The 23,824-nt window shown below is 64.3% G+C and carries 26 protein-coding genes; 16 read left to right on the plus strand and 10 right to left on the minus strand.

The window, feature by feature from the left end:
• Positions 1–326 precede the first annotated feature (326 nt).
• From aspS to rpmE, 5 genes are all read left to right on the plus strand, one after another.
• Positions 327–2,090 (plus strand): aspartate--tRNA ligase, encoded by a 1,764-nt coding sequence (gene aspS / locus NZU74_12335; GenBank protein MCS6882112.1) that lies wholly within the window; start codon positions 327–329, stop codon positions 2,088–2,090.
• A gap of 315 nt (positions 2,091–2,405) precedes the next feature.
• Entirely contained in the window at positions 2,406–3,365 is a 960-nt protein-coding gene (locus NZU74_12340; GenBank protein MCS6882113.1) for a response regulator, read from the plus strand.
• Between the two features lie 218 nt (positions 3,366–3,583).
• Positions 3,584–3,898, plus strand: a complete 315-nt coding sequence (rplU, locus tag NZU74_12345) for a 50S ribosomal protein L21 (protein MCS6882114.1) — start codon at positions 3,584–3,586, stop codon at positions 3,896–3,898.
• Between the two features lie 149 nt (positions 3,899–4,047).
• Entirely contained in the window at positions 4,048–4,332 is a 285-nt protein-coding gene (gene rpmA, locus NZU74_12350; protein ID MCS6882115.1) for a 50S ribosomal protein L27, read from the plus strand.
• A 160-nt stretch (positions 4,333–4,492) separates the two neighbouring features.
• Positions 4,493–4,792: a 50S ribosomal protein L31 gene (gene rpmE, locus NZU74_12355; GenBank protein MCS6882116.1), complete on the plus strand. Its 300-nt coding sequence runs from the start codon at positions 4,493–4,495 to the stop codon at positions 4,790–4,792.
• Positions 4,793–4,919: 127 nt separating this feature from the next.
• Here the strand turns inward: rpmE and NZU74_12360 are convergent, their stop codons facing one another.
• Positions 4,920–5,114 carry a hypothetical protein gene (locus NZU74_12360; protein ID MCS6882117.1) on the minus strand — a complete coding sequence of 65 codons (195 nt, stop codon included), beginning with the start codon at positions 5,112–5,114 and terminating at the stop codon, positions 4,920–4,922.
• 194 nt (positions 5,115–5,308) lie between these two features.
• On the opposite strand from NZU74_12360, the gene purK reads away from it, so the two are divergent.
• From purK to rfbB, 3 genes are read left to right on the plus strand one after another with little or no spacing between them, the layout of a single operon-like run.
• Positions 5,309–6,439, plus strand: coding sequence for a 5-(carboxyamino)imidazole ribonucleotide synthase (purK, locus tag NZU74_12365; protein MCS6882118.1), 1,131 nt, complete (start codon positions 5,309–5,311; stop codon positions 6,437–6,439).
• 36 nt (positions 6,440–6,475) lie between these two features.
• Entirely contained in the window at positions 6,476–6,997 is a 522-nt protein-coding gene (gene purE / locus NZU74_12370) for a 5-(carboxyamino)imidazole ribonucleotide mutase (GenBank protein ID MCS6882119.1), read from the plus strand.
• A gap of 33 nt (positions 6,998–7,030) precedes the next feature.
• A complete protein-coding gene (gene rfbB / locus NZU74_12375) occupies positions 7,031–8,047 on the plus strand; it encodes a dTDP-glucose 4,6-dehydratase (protein MCS6882120.1) in 1,017 nt (338 codons plus the stop codon).
• Positions 8,048–8,156: 109 nt separating this feature from the next.
• On the opposite strand, the gene NZU74_12380 is transcribed toward rfbB, so the two are convergent.
• Positions 8,157–8,384, minus strand: a complete 228-nt coding sequence (locus NZU74_12380; GenBank protein ID MCS6882121.1) for a hypothetical protein — start codon at positions 8,382–8,384, stop codon at positions 8,157–8,159.
• 109 nt (positions 8,385–8,493) lie between these two features.
• Here NZU74_12380 and NZU74_12385 point away from each other — a divergent pair, with 109 nt between their 5' ends.
• On the plus strand, positions 8,494–9,075 hold the full coding sequence (locus NZU74_12385) for a thymidine kinase (protein MCS6882122.1): 582 nt from the start codon (positions 8,494–8,496) through the stop codon (positions 9,073–9,075).
• An 84-nt stretch (positions 9,076–9,159) separates the two neighbouring features.
• Here NZU74_12385 and NZU74_12390 read toward each other — a convergent pair whose 3' ends face one another.
• From NZU74_12390 to NZU74_12425, 8 genes are all read right to left on the minus strand, one after another.
• Positions 9,160–9,822, minus strand: a complete 663-nt coding sequence (locus NZU74_12390) for a PspA/IM30 family protein (GenBank protein ID MCS6882123.1) — start codon at positions 9,820–9,822, stop codon at positions 9,160–9,162.
• A 211-nt stretch (positions 9,823–10,033) separates the two neighbouring features.
• Entirely contained in the window at positions 10,034–10,750 is a 717-nt protein-coding gene (gene rsmG, locus NZU74_12395) for a 16S rRNA (guanine(527)-N(7))-methyltransferase RsmG (protein MCS6882124.1), read from the minus strand.
• Positions 10,743–11,393 (minus strand): nicotinate-nucleotide adenylyltransferase, encoded by a 651-nt coding sequence (gene nadD, locus NZU74_12400; protein ID MCS6882125.1) that lies wholly within the window; start codon positions 11,391–11,393, stop codon positions 10,743–10,745. The genes rsmG and nadD overlap by 8 nt, the downstream gene beginning before the upstream one ends.
• A complete protein-coding gene (locus NZU74_12405; protein MCS6882126.1) occupies positions 11,375–11,620 on the minus strand; it encodes a hypothetical protein in 246 nt (81 codons plus the stop codon). Before NZU74_12405 ends, nadD begins: the two co-directional genes overlap by 19 nt.
• 65 nt (positions 11,621–11,685) lie before the next feature.
• Positions 11,686–12,573, minus strand: coding sequence for a hypothetical protein (locus NZU74_12410; GenBank protein ID MCS6882127.1), 888 nt, complete (start codon positions 12,571–12,573; stop codon positions 11,686–11,688).
• A gap of 62 nt (positions 12,574–12,635) precedes the next feature.
• Positions 12,636–13,208, minus strand: coding sequence for a hypothetical protein (locus NZU74_12415; protein ID MCS6882128.1), 573 nt, complete (start codon positions 13,206–13,208; stop codon positions 12,636–12,638).
• 524 nt (positions 13,209–13,732) lie between these two features.
• Entirely contained in the window at positions 13,733–14,521 is a 789-nt protein-coding gene (locus tag NZU74_12420; protein ID MCS6882129.1) for a DUF4397 domain-containing protein, read from the minus strand.
• A 202-nt stretch (positions 14,522–14,723) separates the two neighbouring features.
• A complete protein-coding gene (locus tag NZU74_12425; GenBank protein ID MCS6882130.1) occupies positions 14,724–15,398 on the minus strand; it encodes a hypothetical protein in 675 nt (224 codons plus the stop codon).
• 337 nt (positions 15,399–15,735) lie between these two features.
• Between NZU74_12425 and NZU74_12430 the strand changes: the two genes are divergently transcribed.
• The 7 genes from NZU74_12430 to NZU74_12460 all read left to right on the plus strand — a co-directional run bounded on the left by NZU74_12430 (position 15,736) and on the right by NZU74_12460 (position 23,790).
• Positions 15,736–16,557 carry an ABC transporter permease gene (locus tag NZU74_12430; protein MCS6882131.1) on the plus strand — a complete coding sequence of 274 codons (822 nt, stop codon included), beginning with the start codon at positions 15,736–15,738 and terminating at the stop codon, positions 16,555–16,557.
• Between the two features lie 169 nt (positions 16,558–16,726).
• A complete protein-coding gene (locus NZU74_12435) occupies positions 16,727–17,524 on the plus strand; it encodes an ABC transporter ATP-binding protein (protein ID MCS6882132.1) in 798 nt (265 codons plus the stop codon).
• Positions 17,521–18,339, plus strand: a complete 819-nt coding sequence (locus tag NZU74_12440; GenBank protein ID MCS6882133.1) for an ABC transporter permease — start codon at positions 17,521–17,523, stop codon at positions 18,337–18,339. Before NZU74_12435 ends, NZU74_12440 begins: the two co-directional genes overlap by 4 nt.
• A gap of 199 nt (positions 18,340–18,538) precedes the next feature.
• Complete coding sequence (locus tag NZU74_12445) at positions 18,539–19,597, plus strand: ABC transporter substrate-binding protein (GenBank protein ID MCS6882134.1); 1,059 nt, start codon at positions 18,539–18,541, stop codon at positions 19,595–19,597.
• A gap of 144 nt (positions 19,598–19,741) precedes the next feature.
• Positions 19,742–20,737: a TIGR03842 family LLM class F420-dependent oxidoreductase gene (locus NZU74_12450; GenBank protein MCS6882135.1), complete on the plus strand. Its 996-nt coding sequence runs from the start codon at positions 19,742–19,744 to the stop codon at positions 20,735–20,737.
• A 206-nt stretch (positions 20,738–20,943) separates the two neighbouring features.
• The gene (gene hydA, locus NZU74_12455) at positions 20,944–22,344 is read left to right on the plus strand and encodes a dihydropyrimidinase (GenBank protein MCS6882136.1); all 1,401 of its coding nucleotides are present in this window, start codon (positions 20,944–20,946) and stop codon (positions 22,342–22,344) included.
• Positions 22,345–22,539: 195 nt separating this feature from the next.
• On the plus strand, positions 22,540–23,790 hold the full coding sequence (locus NZU74_12460; protein ID MCS6882137.1) for a Zn-dependent hydrolase: 1,251 nt from the start codon (positions 22,540–22,542) through the stop codon (positions 23,788–23,790).
• Positions 23,791–23,824: the final 34 nt, after the last annotated feature.

A 23,824-nucleotide genomic window follows, 5' to 3' on the forward strand; every position in this document is an offset into this window, starting at 1 on the left:
CCGTGCAACCGCTCTCTCAAACCCGAAACACCTCCGAGCCGCCGCGCGGCGCTTACGCTGATTATCCAAGACGTGCAAGGTCGCCGGGTCTGCCCCGGACCCCAGGTTTTTCGCTGGTTCTGGCGGCTACGCCGGCCCGATCTCCTCCCCGGGGCGGACTTCGCACTAGTGTTACGCTGATTATAGCGTAAGAACGGCGTCAGGGCTGCGCCGTGTTATAATGCCAGGGATTGCGCATCCTCGAGCTGCTCGGGCCTGCAAAGGTTGCGTACGCCCAGAACTATCTCGAAGTGGATTAAGGTTTTTTCAGACTGTCAGGAGAGCGTATGTTCCGCTCGCACACCTGCGGCGAGCTGCGGCAGGAGCACATTGGCGCCACGGTCACCCTGGCGGGATGGGTGCACCGCCGCCGCGACCATGGCGAACTGATCTTTATTGACCTGCGCGACCGCTACGGCATTACCCAGGTCGTCTTTGACAGCGCCGTTGCCGCGGCCCACCGGGTCGCCGATGAGGCGCGTTCCGAGTATGTGTTGCAGGTGCGAGGGGTGGTACGCCCACGGCCCTCTGAAGCCATCAACCCCGAACTGCCCACCGGGACGATTGAGCTTGAGGCGCTTGAGGCCAGGGTGCTCAACCCGTCCCGCACGCCGCCGATCTACATCGCCAAAGAGGGCGGCGAGGACGAGGCGCTGCGCCTCAAGTATCGCTACCTCGATCTGCGGCGCGAACGCATGCAGCGGAACCTTATCCTGCGCCATCGGGTCGTCAAGTTTATGCGCGATTTTCTTGATCGCGAGGGCTTTCTTGAGATCGAGACGCCCATTCTCATCAAATCAACTCCCGAGGGCGCGCGCGACTACCTGGTGCCCTCGCGCCTGCATCCGGGCAAGTTCTACGCCCTGCCGCAGAGTCCGCAGCAACTCAAGCAGTTGCTGATGGTGGCAGGCTTTGACAAGTACTTCCAGATCGCCCGCTGTTTCCGCGATGAAGATCAGCGCGCCGACCGGCAACCCGAGTTTACCCAGCTCGATCTCGAAATGAGTTTCGTGGAGCAGGAGGACGTGCTCAACCTGATTGAGCGGCTGTTCATCGCCCTGTGCCAGACGATCACCCCGCACAAGGCCCTCCCCACGCCGTTTCGGCGCCTGACGTATGCTGAGGCGATGGAACGCTACGGCTCCGACAAGCCCGATTTGCGCTATGACCTCGAGCTGGTCAACCTGGGTGATGTGCTTGCCAACACGCCCTTCCAGATGTTCCAGGGCGCCCTCGAGCGCGGCGGGCAGGTCAAGGGCCTGCGAGCGCCAGGGTGCGCAGGCTTCTCGCGCAAGCAGATTGACGAACTGGCTGAACTGGCCCGTGTGGGCGGCGCGCGCGGCCTGGCCTGGGCGGCCCTGCCCGCCGACGGCGGCGAGGTGCGCTCGTCGTTCGCAAAGAACCTGGCGCCAGGCGAGCTTGAAGCGATCATCGAGCGTATGGGCGCTCGCCCTGGCGATTTGCTCTTGATCGTGGCTGATACGCCCTCCGTCGTGGCCGCGGCCCTTGACCGGTTGCGCCGTGAACTGGCCGCGCGCCTCGGGCTGATTGATCCCAACATTCTCAGCTTCGCCTGGATCGTTGATTTCCCCATGTTCGAGTGGAATCCCGAAGAAGAACGCTGGGACGCCGTCCACCACCCCTTCACCTCGCCCCGCGACGAGGACCTGCCGTTGCTCGACAGTGATCCCGGCAAGGTGCGCGCCAAAGCCTACGATCTGGTGCTCAACGGCTATGAGGTCGGCGGCGGCTCGATCCGTATTCATCGCCGCGAGGTGCAACAGAAGGTCTTTGACCTGCTCGGCATCAGCCGTGAGGCGGCCATGGCCCAGTTCGGGCACATGCTCGAAGCCTTTGAGTACGGCGCCCCGCCCCACGGCGGCATCGCTCCCGGCGTTGATCGCATCGTCATGATCCTGGCCGATGAAAGCACCATTCGCGAGGTCATGGCTTTCCCCAAGACCCAGCAGGCCGTCGATCTGATGACCAACGCCCCTTCGCCCGTAGACGAACGGCAACTCAAGGAATTGCATATCCAGTTGCGCCCATAACATCGGGCTGGCGGGGCAGGGGCGCGAGTTTCGTCCTGCCAGCTCCTTCCCTTCCCCTGCGGATAACAATAAGTAAACCCGGAAGTCCGCGGTTGTCGTTGGTTCTGGCGGCTACGCCGCCAGAACCAACGAAACCCCGCCTGTGGTCGGGCGGCTGCGCCCCCCACTTCCCGCCGCTGAATGCGGACGCCGCACCAGGCTCGGAGATAATCAGGGCGCAGACCTCCCTTCGTACCAGGAATAGGGTATACTACAGCAACCGCCAGTGATCAGCGGCGGCAGGCGTAACCGACATCCCGCAACAGGGAGCTGATCATGGAGAAACGCATTCTGGTCGTAGATGACGACCCGAACGTTCGGCGCGTTGTCAGCCTGGCCCTGAGCCACGACTCACCGTATATCGTTCACGCTGTTCCCTCGGCGGAGGCGGCGTTGCTGCAGATCGCGCGCCAACCGGTTGATCTGCTCTTTACCGACATTCGCATGCCGGGTATGAGCGGCCTGGAACTGGTGCAGCGGGTGCGCGAACTGGACCCGAAGACGGCGGTGATCGTCTTTACAGTTGGCCCCGAAGATCTGACCCCTGAACGGGCCGCTGAATTGAAGATCGACTGTCTGCTGGAGAAGCCGGCTTCGCCTGAACGGTTACGCCTGGCCGTTGATCTGCTGCTCGACCCGATCAAACTGCTGCCGCGCCCCTCACAGCGTAGCGAACCGCCACCTCCTTCCGCGCCAGCGCCAGCCCAGACCACCCCCCTGTCGCCGCAGACGGGACCGCTGGGGCAGCGCCTGGCGGCAGCCAGGGCCCGCCGGCAGACGATGCCGCTGCAAGGCGCCCCTGTGGCTGTTCGGCTGACATCCGGCCCCGCGGGGCGAGGCAGTCGCACCTACACCGAAGGGCAGATCGAGGCCATGCGCCAGGCGCTCAAGGAACTGGCCCTCGAACCTGACGTCCACTGCGCCGTGCTGGCCGATATCAGCGGCATCGTCCTCACGCACTGGAGCCGCCGGCGCGATATCAATGTCACGGTCATTGCCGCTCTGGCAGCGGGCAATACCATGGCCCTGGCAGAGATAGGGCGCAACCTGGGGCAGCAACAGCCGGGCTACCTGGTGATCCAGGAGGGTCACGACCAGAGCATCATTATGGCCACGATGGACGACCTGCTGCTGCTCGTGGCCATCGGGCCAAATGCCTCCCTCGGCTGGGCGCGCATCGCCACCCTGCGCGCCTGTGAAGAGGTGTTGCGCATCGCCCAGGGGCCAGCCGCCTAGTTTGACACTGCCCCCTCGCTCTGCTATAATCACCAGAGTTAAGGGCGGTTCAGCCGCTCTGTTTTCTTGTTGTCTTTGGTATGGTCGGGGAGGGTATGCAGGAGGGCCAATGCCCGCCACACGCTCCCTGAGGTGCTGCAACATGATTTTTCCGGGAGAGCTGCGTCCTCCCGGCTCCTCCTGCGAGAGCGGGGGTGTGGAGCATAAGGAGCACGTTCGTGTATGCGATTATCCGTGACCGCGGGATGCAGTACCGCGTCGAGCAGGGTCAGGTCCTGCTGCTCGATCTGATCGAACAGGCCGCGCCTGGCAGCCAGATTGAAATTGGCGAGGTCCTGCTGATTGGCGATGGGGATAACGTACAGGTCGGTTCGCCTACCCTGGCCGGGGCCAGGGTGCGCGCCGAGGTGCTCGGCGAAATGAAGGGCGAGAAGATCGTGGTGTTCCGCTATCGCAATAAGAAGCGCTATCGCCGCCGGACCGGGCATCGCCAGCGCTACACCCAGGTCAAGATCACGGAGATCCTTGCCTGATGTTAGTTCTCGCTATGGGGAGAGGGCGAGCAATCTGCACTCCCTGCGAAAATGCTTTGCCGGGGCCGGGCGAAACCGGATGCGGTCCGGTGTGAAACAAAATGTGGCATTGGCGCGCCGAGCGTGCGCCGTGAGAGGAGATAGCGACAATGGCACATAAAAAGGGTGTTGGCAGTTCACGCAATGGTCGCGACAGCAACCCGAAGATGCGCGGGGTCAAGGTGTACGGCGGCCAGCGCGTCGTGCCTGGTAATATTATCGTCCGTCAGTGCGGCACAAAGATCCGTCCGGGCATGAATGTCGGCCTGGGCCGCGACTACACTATCTACGCCCTGGTGGAGGGTACAGTCAAGTTCCAACCGTACTCGCGGACCCAGAAGATGGTCAGCGTCATTCCCCTTGAGCCTTCGGTCGAGGGCGCTGCCGGCAACTGAGAGCCTGTTCGGATAATCCGGTTATCGGGTTGCCCGGCGGGAGGACTACGCTTCCCCTCAAATCTGCAGTCAACCCGGAGGTTTGCGCGCACATCAGGCTCGGTACGCAGCGTATTTGTCAGTCCGCGCACGCTCGCGGCTTCACACGAGGAGCACGCAGGTGAAAAAGGGTATTCACCCCCAGTACCATATGGACGGGATCGTCTGCACGACGTGCGGCACGCGCTGGGCCATTGGTTCGACGCGCCGCAATCTGCGGGTCGAGATCTGCTCCAATTGCCACCCGTTTTACACGGGCGAACAACGGATCGTGGACACCGCCGGGCAGGTTGATCGCTTCATGCGGCGGTTGAGCACCGCCCAGGCGCATCAGGCCGACAGGGAGAAGCGCCGCGAGGCCCGCAACCAGCAGCCGAAGAAGCCGAGCCTGCTTAAAGAACTGTACGGGGAAGACGCGTAGTTCGCCGACCGTGGTGATCAGAAGGGGGCGCCGTCGCCGGTCGCCCCCTTCGTGCTTGCCGAAAGGCGAAGTTCTCTCCCCTCGCCCGGTCTTCGTGATCTCCGGGTCGCAGTGATGGATGCACGCTTCAAAGGACGAACGAGGCGCCGACCATGAGCGCCAGGAGGATGCCGCCAATAATCGCGATACGGATCAGATCCTGTTGCACATAGGCATAGTCGCGCGAATAATCCGGCGGCTCGATGGCGCGCGTTACTGCAGGACGGCGCTGGAGGCTGCGAACGGGTTGACGGCGACGGGCGCCGCGCGAGGAACTGGCCATACCGAACCCTTCTGATCAGGCCGCTCTGAGCAGCCCACGTCGCTAACGCGCATAAAGACGGCTGGAAGTGGCGGGACCCGCTTTTCCTGCCTGCCCGCTGGCAAGGCTATACTCTCCGGCGCACAGGCTGTCTCACTCAACCGTTGCGCCATAGTGACAACTACAGTGATTATACCATTCCTTCCTGCATAGTTATGAAGCGCATTGGAATCTTTGGCGGGGGCCAGCTTGCCCAGATGCTCACCCAGGCGGCCATTTCACTGGGCGTGGAAACGACGATCTTCGAGCGCGCCGCCGATAGTCCTGCCGGGCGGCTGACCCAGCGCGAGATCGTCGGCGCATGGGACGACCCTGCGGCCCTCGAGCGTTTTGCCGCTCTGAGCGATCTGGTAACCCTGGAGAACGAGTTCGTTGACGCGGCCATTCTTGCTCGCCTTGAACAGCAGGGGATGGCCGTAAGGCCTTCGTCGGCGACTGTGGCAGTGGTGCAGGACAAGCTGCTTCAGAAAGAGCGTATCGCCGCAGCCGGACTTGCCCTGCCGCCCTTCCGCGCCGTGTCCAGTCCGGAGGAAGTGGTGGAGGCAGGAGCAGCTTTCGGCTGGCCAATGGTGCTGAAGGCGCGCCGCAATGGGTATGATGGCTATGGCAACGCGACGGTGCGCCATGCCGACGAGGTGGCCCCGGCGTGGGAACGCCTGACCCGTGGCGGCAGCCCGTTGCTGGTGGAGTCCTGGGTGCCATTTGCCCGCGAACTGGCCGTGATGGTGGTGCGCGCCCGTGACGGCGAGATGCGCGCCTATCCCGTCGTCGAGACGGTGCAGCTCAATCACATCTGCCACATCGTGCGGGCGCCGGCCCCCGTGCCCGCTGCAGCTTCGGCGGCGGCCACGGAACTGGCCCTGCGCGCAGTGCAAGCCGTAGACGGCGTCGGCATCTTTGGCGTCGAGTTGTTTGAACTGCCCGATGGGCGCGTGCTCTACAATGAAATGGCCCCACGCCCCCACAACTCCGGCCACTATACCATTGAAGGGTGCGTCACCTCGCAGTTTGAAAATCACCTGCGCGCAGTGCTAGGCTGGCCCCTCGGTCCGACTGACATGCGCGCCCCCGCGGCAGTGATGGTCAACCTCCTGGGCCGGTACCACGGTCCGGTGCGCGGCGACGTGCTGCGCCAGGCGCTGGCGGTGCCGGGGGCGCATGTGCACCTGTACGGCAAGCGTGAAAATCGTATCGGCCGCAAGATGGGTCACATCACCGCGCTTGGCGCCACCCTGGCCGAGGCGGAGGCGGTGGCGCGCCGCGCCGCCGAGAGTGTGGAGCTTTGACAGGGCGATCCGGCAGGCAACTTCGTGGAGCAAGCTATGACGCCAGTAGTCGGCATCGTGATGGGGAGCGACAGCGATCTGCCTACGTTGCAGGGCGCTATCGAGGTGTGCGCGGAGTTTGGCGTGCCCTGCGAGGTGCGAGTGGTCTCGGCGCATCGCACCCCGCATGATATGATTGAGTACGGACGCAGCGCCCACGAGCGCGGCCTGCGCGTGATCATTGCCGGAGCGGGAGGTGCAGCGCACCTGCCGGGCATGCTCGCCGCCTGCTCGCCACTGCCGGTGATCGGCGTGCCCGTGCCGAGCAAGGCCCTTAACGGGCTAGACTCGCTCCTCTCCATCGTGCAGATGCCCGCTGGCGTGCCGGTTGCCACAGTGGCCATCGGCGGCGGGCGTAACGCTGGCCTGCTGGCGGTCCAGATCCTCGCCACGAGTGACCCGGCCTTGCTGGCCCGATTGCTCGAATACAAGGCCCGTCTGGCCGAGGAGTCGCGGGCGAAGAATATCAACCTTCTCCGGCCTTTGGATGGAGATCTTACTCCCGGCGACCGTTCATGATCAACGACGCTTTACTTTCGCTATGGAGCAACTATGCGCAATCTACTCATCACCGGCGGCGCGGGCTTTATCGGTTCGAATTTCGTCCACTACATGCTTGAGACCCATCCCGACTACCGGATTGTGGTCTTCGATAAGCTAACCTATGCGGGACGTCGCGAGAATCTGGAACGGGTTGCGAACAACCCGCAGTTTCATTTCATTCAGGGGGACATCTGCGACATGCAGGCGGTGCGCGCAGCGGTGCGCGAGCACAAGATTGACACCATCGTCAATTTTGCGGCCGAGACCCACGTGGATCGCTCGATCATGGCCCCGGATGCAGTCATAACTACGAATGTCAATGGCGCCTGGACACTGCTCGAGGTGGCGCGCGAAGCTGGTCTGGAGCGCTTTCACCAGATCAGCACCGATGAGGTTTACGGAGCGATCCCCGCCCCGCGGCGCTCGCGCGAGGGCGATCCGCTGGAACCACGCAGCCCGTACTCGGCGAGCAAAGCCGGAGCGGAACATCTGGTCTACGCTTACTTTATTACCTACGGCCTGCCGGTAACAACGACGCGCGGCTCGAACAACATTGGTCCCTATCACTACCCCGAGAAGGCGGTGCCTCTCTTCACGACGAATGCGATTGACGACCTCCCGCTGCCCATCTACGGCGATGGCTTGCAGGTGCGCGACTACCAGTACGTGCTGGACCACTGCGAGGCGATTGATGTCGTCCTGCACCGCGGGCAGATCGGCGAGGTCTATAACGTCGGCACCGAGGTCGAAACGCCAAATATCGAAATGGCCCACAAGATCCTTGACCTGCTGGGCAAGCCGCGCAGCCTGATCAAGCACGTGACCGATCGCGCCGGTCACGACCGGCGCTACGCGCTCGACTGCTCGAAGCTGCGCGCCCTGGGGTGGCGGTCGCGACACACCTTTGACGAGGCGCTGGAGAAGACCGTGCGCTGGTTCGTCGAGAATGAAGCCTGGTGGCGGCCCATCAAGTCGGGAGAGTATCTGGAGTACTACCGCCGACAGTACGAGGAGCGCGGGGCATAGCAAGGCAGCGCCATGGTTATGGGGGGAGCGGGGAGGACCACCCCGCTCCCTGCCCCTGATGGCTTGACGCCGTGGTTCGCCAGCGAGCGGGATGACCGCACCGGATGCCCTAGAGGCCCGTCAGGTACTCCTCGGCGTCCTCGATGATAACCTCATAACCGCTCTCGATGCGGCGAAAGCGCAGGTGGCGCGGGACGACGGCCAACCCGCGGTCCATGAGTTCCCGATGAACGATGGTTTGCACCTCGCCCCAGAGTTCAGCCTCACCATCGTAGTAGCGCCGCAACAGCGCGGCCAGTTCCGGGCTGGCGCTCCAGCGGATCTGCCTGGTGCTCATGAGGGTCTCCTGCCCGCAATGAAGGTTTCACAGATCGTGGGGGCTTGTGTCTGGCTCGACCAGGAGTATAACACGGCAGTGGACTTCTGCAAGCAAGGACAGAACGGTAATGACACGACCCAGTAGCAGTGGCCGGATCGAAGTAATATGCGGGTGCATGTTCAGCGGAAAGACGGAGGAGCTGATCCGGCGCATGCGCCAGGTGATGATTGCCCGCCAGCCCTGCCGCATCTTCACACCACGGCTGGATACCCGTTACAGCGCGCGGCACGTCGCCAGCCATGCCGGCGCGCGTCTGGAGGCCGTGGCGGTCAGCTCGATCCGCGAGGTGCTTGCCGCAGCCGATGACGTACAGGTGATCGCCATTGATGAACTGCACTTTCTGAGCGACGAACCAGAGGCGATAGTTGGCGCCTGCCAGGGACTAGCCGATCGCGGCTTACGGGTGATTGTCGCCGGCCTGGATCAGAATTACCGGGCCGAGCCGTTTCCCGCGATGATGCATCTGATGGCGATCGCCGAGCAGGTGGACAAGCTATATGCGATTTGCGCCCGCTGCGGAGCCTATGCCACTCGTTCGCAACGGCTGATTAACGGCAAGCCGGCGCCTGCCGACGCGCCAACGATCGTCGTTGGCGGCCTGGAGTTGTACGAGGCCCGCTGCCGCGCGTGCTACGAGCCGGCACGTTAGCGGCACGAACAGCAGAGGGTGGGGAAACTGCGGTTCCCCACCCTCTATTATGGTTATGGTGTTGACCATAGGGCCGGCGACTGATCAGGACATGCCCAGCTTGCGCTTGAGTTCGGCCAGTTCGGAGTCGACCGCGGTCTGCTGCTCAAGGTTCTGGAAGCGGGCCTCGAGGGAGCCCTGCTCGAGTTTGGCCATCGCCTCGGCGCGGGCAAGCCGGTCGTCCACCTTCTCCTCGAGCTGCTCGAGCTTCTCAATGCTCGAGATGCGGCCCACGCTCTGGGCGGTGCGCTGCAGGGCCTCCTGGGTCTGGGCGCGGTTCTTCTTGGCAATGATCAACTCCTTCTTGGCCCGCACCTCGGCAATGCGGGTTTCGAGCTGCACCAGCGCCTCTTGCATGGCATTAACTTGCTCCTCCTGGGCCTTCTCCTGGGCCAGGTACTGTTCGGCGAGCTTCTGGGCGTGAACCTTGCGGGCCAGGGCGGCCCTGGCGAGTTCTTCGTCGCCAGCGCGAAGGGCGGCCTCAGCTTTCGCTTCCCACTGGGTCACCTCGGCCTGGGCGGCAATGCGGCGCTGCTCCAGTTTGGTCTCATCGGCCATCGCCGCGGCCACGCCGGTGCGCACCTCGTACAGTTCATTAGTGAGCTGGCGCAGGTATTCATTGGCCATCTTCTCCGGATCCTCGGCCTTGTCGAGCATCGCATTGACGTTGGCGCTAATGAGATCGCTGATGCGGCTCAGGATGGACATGGTCGACTCCTTCTTGCGACTAGGTCATATCAAATGCCATTGTTGAAACCTGCTGTGGACCTTCGCGCTGCACCCGCAGAGCCTGGACGGGCCGGCGAGGGACGCCTCGCTTCCGCAACCTCTAAAGCGTTGACGACGCTGCGGAAGGGATCACGTAGAACGCCCAGGACATTCTATCACGCCTCCCGTACCGCATGCCAACCAGCGGCGATTACAACGGACGACGAGCGGGTATGCCGACGGCGCGGGGGTAGCGCGGGTCGGTGGGCGCCACTTTGCGCGCCACCACCAGGGTGCGCGGTTCGACGCCCGGCAGTTCAATGGGGACGACCCGTTCGATGGTTCCGCCGAGGAGCGCCATGGCGCGCCGCGCCTCTTCGACTTCTCCGGCTACATCGGCGCCCTTGGGCGCCAGCAACAGGCCGCCGACACGCAGGAGCGGCATGGCGTATTCCGCCAGCACGCGCAGGTCGGCCACCGCCCGAGCGGTGACCACATCGTAGCGTTCACGTTCGCCCGGATCGCGCCCAAGGGCTTCCGCGCGACCGGTAACGACCCGTACCTGCGTGAGTCCCAGCGTGGTGATCAGGTGGGTCAGAAAGGCGGTCTTTTTGCCCACCGACTCGATCAGGGTCAGGGCCAGCGGAGGATGCAGGATCTTGAGGGGCACACCAGGAAATCCGGCCCCCGTGCCGATATCGGCCAGGGTTGCGGGAGGCGGGCCCCAGAAGCGGGCCAGCGCCAGGGAGTCGAGAAAATGGCGCACGTAGATAGCCGGGCGGTCGGTGATGGCGGTGAGGTTGGTACGGGCGTTCCAGGCCAGCAATTCGTCGGCGTAGCGCGCGAACTGGCGGAGCTGGTCGGCATTGAGGGGCAACCCCCAGGCTGTGGCGGTATCGGCCAGGAGCCGTTCGGCGGGGTCAGCCATAGGCGGGGTCCTCGCGGTACAGCCCCTGGTCGGCGATGTAGCGGCGAACGGCTTCAGGCAGCAGGTAGCGCACCGGCCGACCGGCCGCGATACGGCGGCGGATCTCAGTGCTGGAGAGGTCGAGGCGCGGGCCGTCGAGAAGGACATAGCGCCCGGCGACTTTCGGCACTGCCTGCTCGAAGGCGCCGGGATCAAAGGCATGGCCCGGACGTGCAACGATTGCCAGACGGGCCAGAGTCACCAGCTCGGTCACACGGCGCCAGCGTGGCAGATCGCGGGCGGCATCGGCGCCGATGATGAACCAGAGTTCAGCGGCGGAACCAAACCGCGCGCGCAGGTGTTCGAGCGTCTCGACCGTATACGAAGGCGGCGGGCGGCGCAGTTCGAGGTCATCGGGGACGAAGGCGGGATTATCGGCGCAGGCCAGGTTGAGCATCGCCAGGCGCTGGGCGGGGGTGGCGCCGGGAGAGACGTCCTTGAGCGGCTGGCGAGCAGCGGGAACGAAGCGCACCTGCTGAAGATCGAGGGCCCAGCGCGCCTCTTCGGCAATTGCCAGGTGGGCAATGTGGACCGGATCGAATGTGCCGCCATAGACGCCCACGCGGATAGGTTCATCAGCGGCGTCTACCCGCGCAGCTCCCACTCGCAGCCCTCCTGGAAGAGATGCCAGACCATCCAGGCGACATCCTGCTGATCCTCCAGCAGCAGATCATCAACAAACGGCTCCACAAGCTGGGCGACATCGGCGCGCGTGAGCAGGTAGACGCGCGCGCCGAGCGTCTCGTAGAGATGCAGCGCCAGCGCATCGGACAGTTCGAACAGGTCACGCTCGGAGAGGCGCCGATCAGCGCTGAAGTGGAAGCCGTTCATGACGATGACCTCTGGCCTGGCGACGGCTGGCGTATGCTTTGATCAAACAGGCGCGCCGCTGACGATCACCACGAGCGGCCAGGACGGAGACGCTGGCCTTCATGGCCGGGATCATCAAAGCGCTCATCATCATAGGAATGAACCGAATGCGGCTCGGCCTGGTTGGTCAGGAGGGCGCTTTCGGTGAGGCTTTCGCTGATATACTCCAGATACCCGCGGATATCCTCATTATCTTCCAACGAATTGAAGGGGATCGTCGCGCCGCTGACCGTTTTGACCGAATCCCGAATATCACGGAGCGTCTGATCAATGCCCCTTACCAGACCGCGCATCACGCCGGCCAGTTCTTCGCGTTCCTGGATGGTGAGATTGGCGAAGCCGCGAAGGGCCTTTTCCTGCGCGCGAAGCAGCGTGGCGCGCAGAATGGCGATATCGGCCTGGGTTTGCAATTCATAGCGGCGCACCAGATGGGCCTGGCGCACCTGCTCGAACAACTCCTCGCTGGTCACGGGCGTCCACAGCAAGGCGGGAATGATAATGAAACCGATAATGCCGATGATCACCTGTTGCAGGATCAGCCCGGTTTCGGCGACGGCGGCCTGAGCCGCCCACCAGGAATACTGGATTTCGAACGAGTAGTACAGGAGATAGAGGGCCGCGCCGATAATGACCGTATAGCCGATCGTTCGCGCATTAATGCGCTGCAACAACATGCCCCCGGGCGACCAGGGGATCAGAAACGATGTCAGGCTAGGGGGGGCCAGCACGAGAATAGCGGTAAAAGCCGCGGCGACGATCCAGTTGCTGGTCAGTTGGCTCTGGACGCCCCACCAGTAGACCGCCGAGCCTATCATGGCGATGAAGGCGAGGATGGCCAGCAGCGTTTTGGCGGAGAACTGCCAGCCGCTGCGGCGGCGTTGACCGCGCACAAGATCAAGGTATCTGCTGCTCACGTTCGGGCGACCCTTTCAGGCGAATCGCAACCAGACCTGCCGCTCGCCGATTAAGCAGGGCTTTAGCGGGGATGCACATCGGGAGAAGCGAGCACATATGTTTCGACCCAGTCAACGTACCCGGCAGCCTTGAGGCGCTCGATATACGCTGGCGAGAGGGCGGTCAGCCCATAACTGACATTGATGCGATAGGGAACCTCCAGGGCCGGCAAGCCCCTATCGCGGAGCACAAACGTCGCCTGAACCAGAAAATCGCCCCCGATACGCCCCAGCACGACGTGTTGCTGGTTAAGCGGGTCATACCAGCATAGCTCTGCATTCCGGGTAGTATACAGACGCGGCGCAGGGAACACCTGGCGATCAAGTTGCTGCTCGCGCCATCTTTGCTCGTTCGAGCGTTCGGGCGCCGGTGCGATGAGCAGCGGCGGCGCTTCAGCGGCCGCAGACGTCGCCAGGGGCAACACCGAAACTGCTGGCATAGTCGGCGTGGGGGCGATTGTTGCCGGGTCGAGCGCCATACTACCAGCGGTCGTTGGAGTGGCCGGCACGTCTGGCGCCCCGAACGGCTGCGGGGAGGCTACGGAAGCTACGAGCGGCGCCTGAACAGGGCGATGCTCGCTTTGAAGGGCCTCCATACATCCGCCGAGGGCCACAACCAGCACCACGCTGACCGCTATGCGTATAAACCGACTTTCACCTCCACGCTGGCAGTGGCTCGCACGCGGCGAACCTGTCTCAACACGCGTCCGATGCACGGTTGCTCACTTCGCGCCGCCGTTTCGATACCCTATAGCTCACATAGCGCGCCGCTCAGGTCGTAAGAAAGAGCAACGCCTATAGCCTCTCCGCCCGCCAGGTATATGAATGTGCACTAACGGTGCGACACCGGTCAAGTAACAGTAAAGTTAAAAATCTATCCACAAAATAGTATCACGCTGTCGAACATGTGTCAAGATTAATCCTTTACCGGCAGGGCCTGCGCGCCGTCTGTCTGGCGCAATCAGATGCGCCAGGGCGGGTCATGAGACATCGGGATTACAGCTAGCGCCGGGGAACAGTTTAGCAGGCTGGAGACCAGGCGGGCGTGAGAACGGCCTGGAAAAACGGCCGGGAGGGCCTGGCCCTCCCGGCGATGGTCAGACGATCCAGCGCGCCGATTTCAGAGAGCGGCGCGGCGGCGCAGCAGCACGGCCGCGCCGAGAAACACGGCCGCCACGACCGCCAGCAGGGCCAGGGGCGCAGTTGGACCCTCAGAGGTGGCGGGCAGCGTGCCAGGCGTGGCGACGGGAGTGGTCACCGCCACCTGCGGGGTAATGCTGGCGACGACGTTGGTGGCGAAAACGCTGTAGATCTTGCCGGCCTCGAGAGTGGTGTTGGCAAGGTCAATCACCACGGCGCTCCCGCCAGCAGGGGTGACCTGCAAATTGTAGGTTCCGGCGGGAACATTGAGGTAGGCGCTCGCGTCGGGGAAGGCCAGGCTCGAAATCAGCGTGGCGCCATTGGCGACTTTGACGTCAACCGCGGGCGCGTCGGGCGAGAAGTGATACACGCGCACCTTGGCGTTGCCGCTCGCTGGCGCGCTCAGATCGTCTTCGATCACCGTCGGCTTGATCTGAGCGACCAGGCCGGTTGCAGCGACGCTGTACGCCTTGCCCGCCTGGAAGGTCGCCGTGGCGTCAATCACCGCCGCGCTGACGGGCTGGCCGGTCGGAGCGATCTGCAGGCGGTACCTGCCAGGGGCGAGATCCAGGTAATCACTGGCGGTGAAGAAGGGGACATTGGTCAGCGTGCGGTTGCCGTTGACAAACACGTCAACTGCCGGGGCGTCGGGCGAGGCGTGAATCACCCGCACCTTCGCCGTGCCACTCTGGGCGAATACGGATGGAACGAGCGCCAGCGCCAGCGTCAACGCCGCCAGCGAGCGCCAGATCAGGCTCAGAACGTTCACAGCGTACCTCCTTAGCATCGATCCGTCGGGTACTGCGTGTATGCAAAGGTCATTAAAAGATTTTGCACACACTTTTCTTACGCAGCAGCGCCGATCGTGGATGTGTGCCAGCGGCCTCTGTTGCGCTCCGACGCTACGGAAAAAAAAGTTGGGGAGAACCGAGTTCTCCCCAACCCTCCCGTGAGACTGGCGCTGACGGATATTACCCGGCGCTGCGCGCGCCGAAGATCGGCGGGCGCACCTTGAGCATCAGCCCGATGTCAACCAGGACGTGGAGGAAGACCACCGTCCACACATCGCGTGTCAGCCAGAAGCACAGGCTCCAGCCGATCACCAGCGCCACCTCGGCGAATGGGCGGAGCTGGCGGATCTTGCGCGAACGGGGCGAGTCGTCGAGGTGTGGAGGCAGCATTGACAACCAGAAGAGGCTGTGGATCAGGCCGCCATACCCGATGAAAAAGAGCACCCCCAGCAGGAAGCCGGCAAAGCTGGCGATTGACGGGGCGAACAGGCCCGCCAGGCCCGCGCCTATCAACTCTCCGATACGATAGACGACGCCAAAGGCCAGCGCCTCGGCTATGCCGTTGCCAAGCGCGAACACCACCGTCGCGCCCCAGTGGATCGGTCGCCCATCGTAGCGCGCGACCAGCATGTAGAGCACCTGGCTGAGCGCGAAGGTGACCACGAGATAGAGAGGCAGACCAGGAAGCTGCAACGTAGCGGGCACATTCCAGGCGCTGATCCAGTCCCAAAGAACCAGAAGGCCGAGCGTCGCAGCGATCGCCCAGTAGGTCAGGAGCATGCGCTCCACCTTGAGCGAGCCCTCCCTGGCGGCTTTCCTGGTTGCGGCAAGGCGCTCGTTGAGCTTGAGATCCACGGGTGGCTCCGGGTACAGATGGGCGCCCAACCTGAAGCAATTACTTCTTGTCAAAAAGAACAAGAGATTTGTTTATAAGCAATAGAAGTATACCATAAAGCCTCCTCCGGTGCAAGGGAGGATGTACCTGTCAGCCTGGCATTGACAAACGTATCGCTCCAAGCTACACTTTTTATAACCCAGAGTTCCTGACAACCCCCGTTGTGGAGTGATGCTGCTACGAAAGCAGCCTCTCCGGTAGCCTATCCCGTCGGTCGTGTGACACTGCCGTCTGCGACCCCCGTTCCAGCGTTAACTCAGACGGTTGTCGTCGCGCCTCAACTGATGGAGGCCTGATTTGACGCACCCTGCTCAAGGCGCTCCCGAAGCTCTCGTTCGGCGCGCCCTGCCGATTATTGGCGTGATCGCCACCCTGCTGCTGCTCTGGGAAGGGGCCCGGCTGCTGTTTGGCCTCTCCGAGCAACGTCTGCCGTCGCTCGGCTCGATCATCGAGACGATGTTCACCCCCACTCGCGGGGGCGCAGGGCCGCTATTGATCGTGCAGATGCTGGCTAATGGCTGGGCCACCTTTCGCGTGGCCCTGGGGGGCTTTGTCATTGGCGGCTTGCTGGGCTTTGGTCTGGCGGTGCTGTTTATGCGCCTGCCGATACTGGAACGGGGCCTGATGCCCTACGTCATCGGCTCGCAGACCGTCCCTATTCTCGCTATTGCGCCTATGGTCGTTGTTGGCTTCGGGCGCATGGGCGCGCCGGCCTGGCTGGCCAAGATGGTGGTCGCCGCCTATCTGACGTTCTTTCCTGTAACGATCGGCATGTTGCGCGGGCTGCGCGCGGCCTCCCCCCAGAGCCTTGACCTGATGCACTCCTACGCCGCCACGCCGTTCCAGTACTTCTGGAAGCTACGGCTGCCGGTTTCGCTGCCCTACCTGTTTACCGCGCTCAAAATCGCCGCCTCGGCAGCGGTGATCGGGGCGATTGTGGCCGAGTTGCCCTCAGGCGCCCAGGAGGGCATCGGGGTGATGATCCTTAACGCTGCTCAATACTACAACTCGCGACCACAGGCCCTCTACCTGGCGATCCTGGTCGCCGGCCTGGTGGGGGTCAGTTTCTATGGTCTGGTAGTGCTGGCCGAGCACCTGATCGTGAAACGGCGCGCGTAGCCACGGCACCACTCTGTCAGTTGCCCGTGGGCGCAACCCTCCGGGTTGCGCGCAACCCTCCGGGTTGCGCCCATGCCTGTTCCCGGCAGGCAGAGACCTGGGGAACTCTGGTTTTTCCATAGTTCGGTTGGCGTCAAAGGTTTCCCCCGATACGGGTTCGAGGTTTTTGATGAACACTGCGCCCATCATCGAATTCGATCGCGTCAGCAAAGTCTACCAGAGCGGCGGCGGGCCGGTAACCGCCCTGCTCGATGTCAGCCTGAATATTGCCGCTGGCGAATTTATCGCCCTGATCGGTCCAAGCGGCTGTGGCAAAAGCACCCTGATGCGCCTGATCGGCGACCTCGAGCGCCCCAGTTCGGGCACGGTGCGGGTGAAAGGGAAAACACCGGAACAGGCCCGTCTCGATCGCGACTACGGCATCGTGTTCCAGGCGCCCGTGCTCTACGAGTGGCGCACCGTGCGCCGGAACGTGGAACTGCCGCTGGAGATCATGGGGCGCCCCCCGGCGGAGCGCCGGGAACGCGCTATGAGCCTGCTGCGCATGGTCGGCCTGGGCGATTTCGGCGACGCCTATCCGCACCAGCTTTCGGGCGGCATGCAACAGCGGGCGGCGATCGCTCGCGCCCTCTCCTTCGAGCCGTCCATTCTCCTGATGGACGAGCCGTTCGGCGCGCTCGACGAGATCACCCGCGAGCGCATGCAGACCGAGCTGCTCGGCCTCTGGTCGAGCGCCGATCCCCGCCCCACGGTCATCTTTGTCACCCACAGCATCCCCGAAGCGGTGTTTCTGGCCGACCGGGTGGTGGTTATGTCGCCCCGACCGGGCCGCGTTCAGCGCATCGTGCCGATTGATCTACCGCGCCCGCGGGTCTTCGAGACCCGCGAGTCGCCCGCATTCTTCAGTCTGGTGACCGAGGTGCGCGAGGCCCTTCGCGCCACCGAGAACGAACGGGTGCAGGTATGAGCGCGCCGGTACGGGCAGCCGCCGCAGCGCCTCAGGCGGGTCGGGCGGAGCGCAGGGGCTTCAGTGTGCACGACCTGTGGCCGCCGCTGCTCACCTTCGCGCTGGTGATCGGGCTATGGGAACTGGCAGTGCGGCTGTTCCAGATCCCCATCTACCTGCTGCCCGCCCCGAGCCAGATCCTGGAAACCTTCCTGGCCCGCCCGGCTTTCCTGCTGCGTATCGGGCTGGTCACATTCACCAATGCGGTGGTTGGATGCGCCATCGGGGTGAGCCTGGGCTGCCTGGCGGCGGCGCTGTGCGTGCGCTGGCGCGTGGTCGCTGACGGATTGGTGCCGCTGGCGGTGGCGGCCAGCGCGGTCCCCATCATCGCTCTCTCGCCGCTGATGGGCATCTGGCTGGGAAGCGTCAGCCCGCTCTCGAAGATCGCCGTGGTGGCGGTGATGACCTTTTTCCCGACCCTGGTGAGCGTCTACCGCGGCCTGGTCTCACCCGCCGCCGACGCGCTGATGCTGATGCGCTCCTACGCCGCGCCGCAGCGGGCGGTGTTCGCCAAACTGCGGGCGCCGGCGGCGCTGCCATTCCTCTTTGGCGCGCTGCGGGTCTGCGCCACGCTCAGCATGATCGGCGCCGTGGTGGCCGAGTTCTTCGGCGGCCCGCAGAACGCTCTGGGGGTGTACATCAAAACCCAGGCCGGCATTCTGCACACCCGTGAGGCCTGGTCGGCCATCCTGGTCGCCTGCCTCTTCGGGCTGGCCTTCTACCTGGCAGTGGTGCTCGCCGAGCGCGCCGCCATGCCCTGGAAACGGAGTCGCTAACGCGATAACGCTGAAGGAGGATCTGACGCCAGGCGTTCTCTTTTCTCCCGACACCCCCGCCGCGCAGAAGGGTTCGGGAGGGCAAAGCCCTGCCGGGAAAATCTTTTCCATCGCAGCCGGGCAGCGCCGCCCGCCGGCAACGGGGCAAGGGTTGATCGTTCGTGTTCGGGATGGTTGACTAAGGAGGATGACCGTGCAGATGTTCAGACGCTTCGGATGGATCGCCGCCCTGCTGCTGATCGGCGCCTTGCTGAGCGCCTGCGGCCAGGCCCCCGCCACCGCGCCCACTGCCGCCCCCGCCGCGCCCACCACCGCCCCGGCTGCCCTCGTTCCCGTGCGGCTACAGTTGAAGTGGGTGACACAGGCCCAGTTTGCCGGCTACTACGCCGCCCTCGACCAGGGCTTCTACGCCGAAGAGGGACTCGATGTGACCATTCTGCCCGGCGGTCCTGACATTGTGCCGGAGCAGGTGGTCGCCGCCGGCCAGGCCGAGTTCGGCATCAACTGGATGGCCAGCCTGCTCGCCACTCGTGAGCAGGGCGTCCCGCTGATCAACATCGCCCAGGTCTTCACTCGCGCCGGGATGCGCCAGCTCTCCTGGAAGGACAGCAACATCACTTCGCCCGCCGACCTCAAGGGGCGCAAGGTGGCGGTCTGGTTCGGGGGGAACGAGTACAACCTGCTGGCAACCCTCAGCAAGTATAATATTAATAAGGATACCGATCTGACCCTGGTGCAACAGCCGTTTGATATGAACCTGCTGCTCAACCGCGAGGTTGACTCGGCCGCGGCGATGACCTACAACGAGCTGTACCAGGTGCTCAGCGCAGGCCACACCATCGAAGAATTGAACATCCTCGATTACAACGCTGAAGGCACCGCTATGCCCGAAGATGGCATCTTCGTGACCGAGGACTGGCTTAATGCCGATCCGCAGCACAAGGACATCGCCGCCCGCTTCCTGCGGGCCTCGTTCAAGGGTTGGGCTTACTGCCGCGATAATCCCGAGAGCTGCGTTGACATCGTGCTGAAGCAGGATAGCGGCGGCGTGATGACCAGAGAGGCCCAGACCTGGCAGATGAACGAGGTCAATAAGCTGATCTGGGGCGATCCGATTGATCCGAACACGAAGATCGGCTACCTGGAGCCATCGCTGTTCAAATTTGCGGCGGATACCGCCCTGCAGTTCGGGGTAATTAAGCAACCTGCCGATGAGTCGGCATATACTCACGAAATCTGGGAAATGGCAACGAAGTAGGGCCGAAGCATTGGCTGCGCCAATGCCTTGGCCTGGTTCCGGTGCAGTAGTAGCCAAGATCCCGGTATGGGGGAACCGGGTTCCCCCATACCGCCACCGGCAGGCGACGCCGTGGGCGCCTGAAAAGGTCGTGAAAGGTGCTTTATGGATTTTGCCATCACCCTGAAACTGGATATGCCGCCGGCTCGCAGCGTGGCCCTGACCCGCCAGGCCGAGGCGGCCGGCTTTAGCTACGGCTGGGTCTTCGACTCCCACGTGCTCTGGCAGGAACCCTATCCGCTGCTCACGCTCATGGCCGCCAACACCGAGCGCATGCGCCTGGGCACCTGTGTCACCAATCCCGCGGTGCGCGATGTCACCGTGACTGCCAGCGCTCTGGCGACCCTCAACCTGATCTCCGGCGGGCGCATGGATCTTGGCATCGGGCGCGGCGATAGTTCCCGCCGCGTCCTCGGCAAAAAGCCCGCCACCCTGGAACACCTGGAGATCGCCACCCGCAAGATCCAGGCTCTGGCGACCGGCGTCGAGGTCGAACACGAGGGCGCGCCGGTGCGCCTGACGTGGGCCAATCCGGCCTATCAACTGCCGGTCTGGGTGGCGGCCTATGGCCCGAAGGCCCTGCGCCTCACCGGCCGCATCGCCGACGGGGTGATCCTGCAGTTCGCCGATCCCGACCTGATCCGCTGGTGCCTGACCTTCGTCCACGAAGGCGCCCGCGCTGCCGGGCGCGATCCTGCTTCAATCAAGGTGATGGCCGCGGCGCCCGTATGGGTTTCCGACGATCTGGCCCTGGCCCGTGACCGGGTGCGCTGGTTCCCCGCCCTCGTGTCCAACCACGTGGTCGATCTGCTGTCACGCTACGATCCCGCCGAACTGCCTCCGGCGCTGACCGCCTACGTCCAGAACCGCGCGGGCTACGACTACCGCCAGCACGCCGAGGTAGGCTCGTCCAACGCCGCCTTTGTGAGCGATGAGGTGGTGGACCGGTTCTGTATCGTCGGCCCGCTGGAGGAACACCGCCAGCGTCTGGAGGAACTGGCGGCAATTGGCGTCAATCAGTTTAATATCTATCTCATGTCCGGCGATGAGGAGGGATGTCTGGAGCAGTACGCGCGTCTGACGCCGGAGTTCTGCGCGTAGAGTCAATACCTTCGAGACGCCGCTCACGGCAGGGCCCCCCTCCCAGCCTCCCCCCGCTGGGGGGAGGCTCATGGTTCCCTCCCCCACTGGGGGAGGGTCAGGAAGGGGGCGAGTCGGCACGGTAGTGCAACCCTCCGGGTTGCGCGCCGGGGTTGGGAGGGCTCACCCCCCCCAGAACATCATCGAATTATCAAAGGAGCTAACCCGTGTCAACGCTGATCAAAGGTGGAACCATCGTCACGGCCAGCGACACCTTCGCTGCCGATGTCTTGATCGAAGGCGAGCAGATCGTCGCCGTGGGCCAGGGTTTGAGCGGAAACACGGTGATTGACGCCAGCGGCGCCTACGTCATTCCCGGCGGCATTGATGTGCATACGCACCTGGATATGCCCTTCGGAGGCACAGTCTCGTCGGACGATTTCTTCACCGGCCAGCGCGCAGCCGCGTTTGGCGGCACCACCATGCACATTGACTTCGCCATCCAGCCTCGCGGCGCCACCCTGCGCGAAACGCTCGACCTGTGGCACGCCAAAGCCGAGGGCAAGGCGGTGATTGACTATGGCTTCCACGTAGCCATCACCGATCTGCCCGACAGCGTGCTCGAGGAGATGCCCCGCTGCGTTGAGTACGGGGCCACGAGCATGAAGCTCTTCATGGCCTACAAGGGCGCGCTGCAGGTTGACGATATGACCCTCTTCCGCGCCATGCAGCAGGCGGCGCGGCACCGCCTGCTGATCATGGTCCACGCCGAGAATGGCGACGCGATTGACGTGCTCATTCGCGAGGCAGTGGCCGCCGGGCAGCTTGCCCCGAAGTACCACGCCCTGACGCGCCCCCCTGAGCTTGAAGCTGAGGCTACTGCTCGCGCCGTGCGTCTGGCCGAAGTGGCCGGCGCGCCGCTCTACGTGGTGCACCTGACCAACGCCGGGGCGCTGGAAGCGGTGCGCCTGGCCCGCGCGCGAGGCAGGGCGGGGCAGATCTTCGCTGAGACCTGCACCCAGTACTTCTTCTTCACCAAAGACGACCTGGCGCGCGAGGGCTTCGAGGGGGCCAAGTGGGTCTGCTCGCCGCCTTTCCGCTCGCCTCACGACCAGGAGGCCCTCTGGCAGGGGGTGGCCGACAATTCGCTCCAGGTGGTCTCCACCGACCACTGCCCATTCTGGTTCCAGGGGGGCATTGAGGGGCGCCCTGCCGGCAAGGAACTGGGTCGCGAGAGCTTCGCCAAGATCCCTAACGGCTGCCCGGGCATCGAGGAGCGGATGATGCTCCTCTACACCTACGGCGTGCGCGCGGGCCGCATCTCCCTCAACCGCTGGGTGGAACTGTGCTGCACCAACCCCGCCAGGCTCTTCGGCTGCTACCCCCGCAAGGGCACCCTCACTCCCGGCGCTGACGCCGATATTGTAGTGTGGGACCCGGAGGCCCGACGCACCCTCAGCGCCGCCACCCTGCACCAGCGCACCGACTATACGCTCTACGAAGGCTGGGAGGTCACCGGCGCGCCACGGGTGGTGCTCTCGCGGGGCCGGGTGATCGTCGAGGGCGACGCCTGGACCGGCGAGGCCGGCACGGGGCGCTTCGTGCATCGTGCGCCGTTCAGCGTGTGAGGTGCGTTTCAGACCTGGGCGTTTCAGTCTGACCGTTGCTCCATACGTTCACGTAACCAATCCGTGGAGGCGGGGAGGTGGAGCAGACAAGCAGCGTGCGACCAGCCTTGCCGTTGCTCTACAACTCCACACCTCTACACCTCCACACCTCCACCAAGACGAAGTCTCGTCGCAGCACCATCAAAGGGCATGGCCATGACAACCTCAACCCTCAACCCGGCCCGCACCATCGCCGAACTGAAAGAGTTGCGGGCCCTGACGGGCAACGCCGATGGCGCGCAACGGGTGGCCTGGACCGACACCTGGGCGGCGGCGCGGGACTGGTACCGCGGGAAACTGGCCGACCTGCCGGTGCGCGTTGAGACCGACGAGGCCGGCAACCTCTGGGCCACCCTGCCGGGCGCCTCGGAACGGGCCCTGCTGATCGGCGGCCATCTGGACTCGGTGCCGAACGGCGGCTGGCTCGACGGCTGCCTGAACGTGCTCGCCGGCCTCGAAGTGCTGCGCCGGGTCGCCGCCGAAGGCACGCCGCCGGTAACGCTGCGCCTGGTAGACTGGGCCGACGAAGAGGGGGCCCGTTTCGGGCGCAGCCTGCTCGGCTCCAGCGCCTTCTCGGGCACGCTCGACCCTGCGAGCGTCGCCGATCTGCGCGACCGCGATGGCGTTCTGTTGCCCGAGGCCCTGGCCGCCCACGGCGTGAACCTGGAAGGCATGCTGGCCGCCCGGCGCCAGCAGGCCAATGCCGCAGCCTACCTGGAACTGCACATCGAGCAGGGGCCAGTGCTTGAGGATCTGGGCCTGCCCCTGGGCGTGGTGATTGGCACCTTCGGCGTGGAGCGCCATCGCATTACCTTCACCGGCCAGGCGGCCCACGCTGGCTCAACGCCAATGAACCGGCGCCGCGACGCCTTCGCCGCCGCGGCGAAACTGGGCCTGGAGATCCGCGCGATCGCCGCGGGGCACGGGGGGGTCTGCACCATCGGAAGCTGCATTACCCGCCCGGGGATTGTGACGGCAGTGGTGGGAGAGTGCACCGTCACGCTGGATCAGCGCCATATGGACGCGGCGGCGCTGGCGGCAATGCTCCAGGAGGCCCGGGAGGCGGCGGGGCGCTTCGCCGCCGAGGAGGGCTGCACGGTGGCCTGGGCGCCGATCTGGAGGATCGATCCCATTCCCTTCCACCCCGACCTGATCGCCATGGGCGAAGCGGCGATCCGCGAAGTGGCCGGCGCGGCGCATCGCCTGCCGAGCGGCCCCCTGCACGACGCGGCTGAGGTGGCCCGGGCGGGCATCCCCACTGTGATGCTCTTCGTGCAGAGCCTGGGAGGCATTTCGCACAACAAGATCGAAGACACTCGCGAAGAGCACATCGCCCTGTCGGTGCAGGCCCTCGACCGTCTCGCCGATAAGGCGATGGCGTGGATCCAGGGGGCGACGGGGGTGTAGCGCCCATCCGCCCTCTCCTCGGAGAGGGGCGTGG

It is taken from the genome of Chloroflexaceae bacterium, assembly GCA_025057155.1.
In the GTDB taxonomy this organism is placed as follows: Bacteria; Chloroflexota; Chloroflexia; order Chloroflexales; family Chloroflexaceae; genus JACAEO01.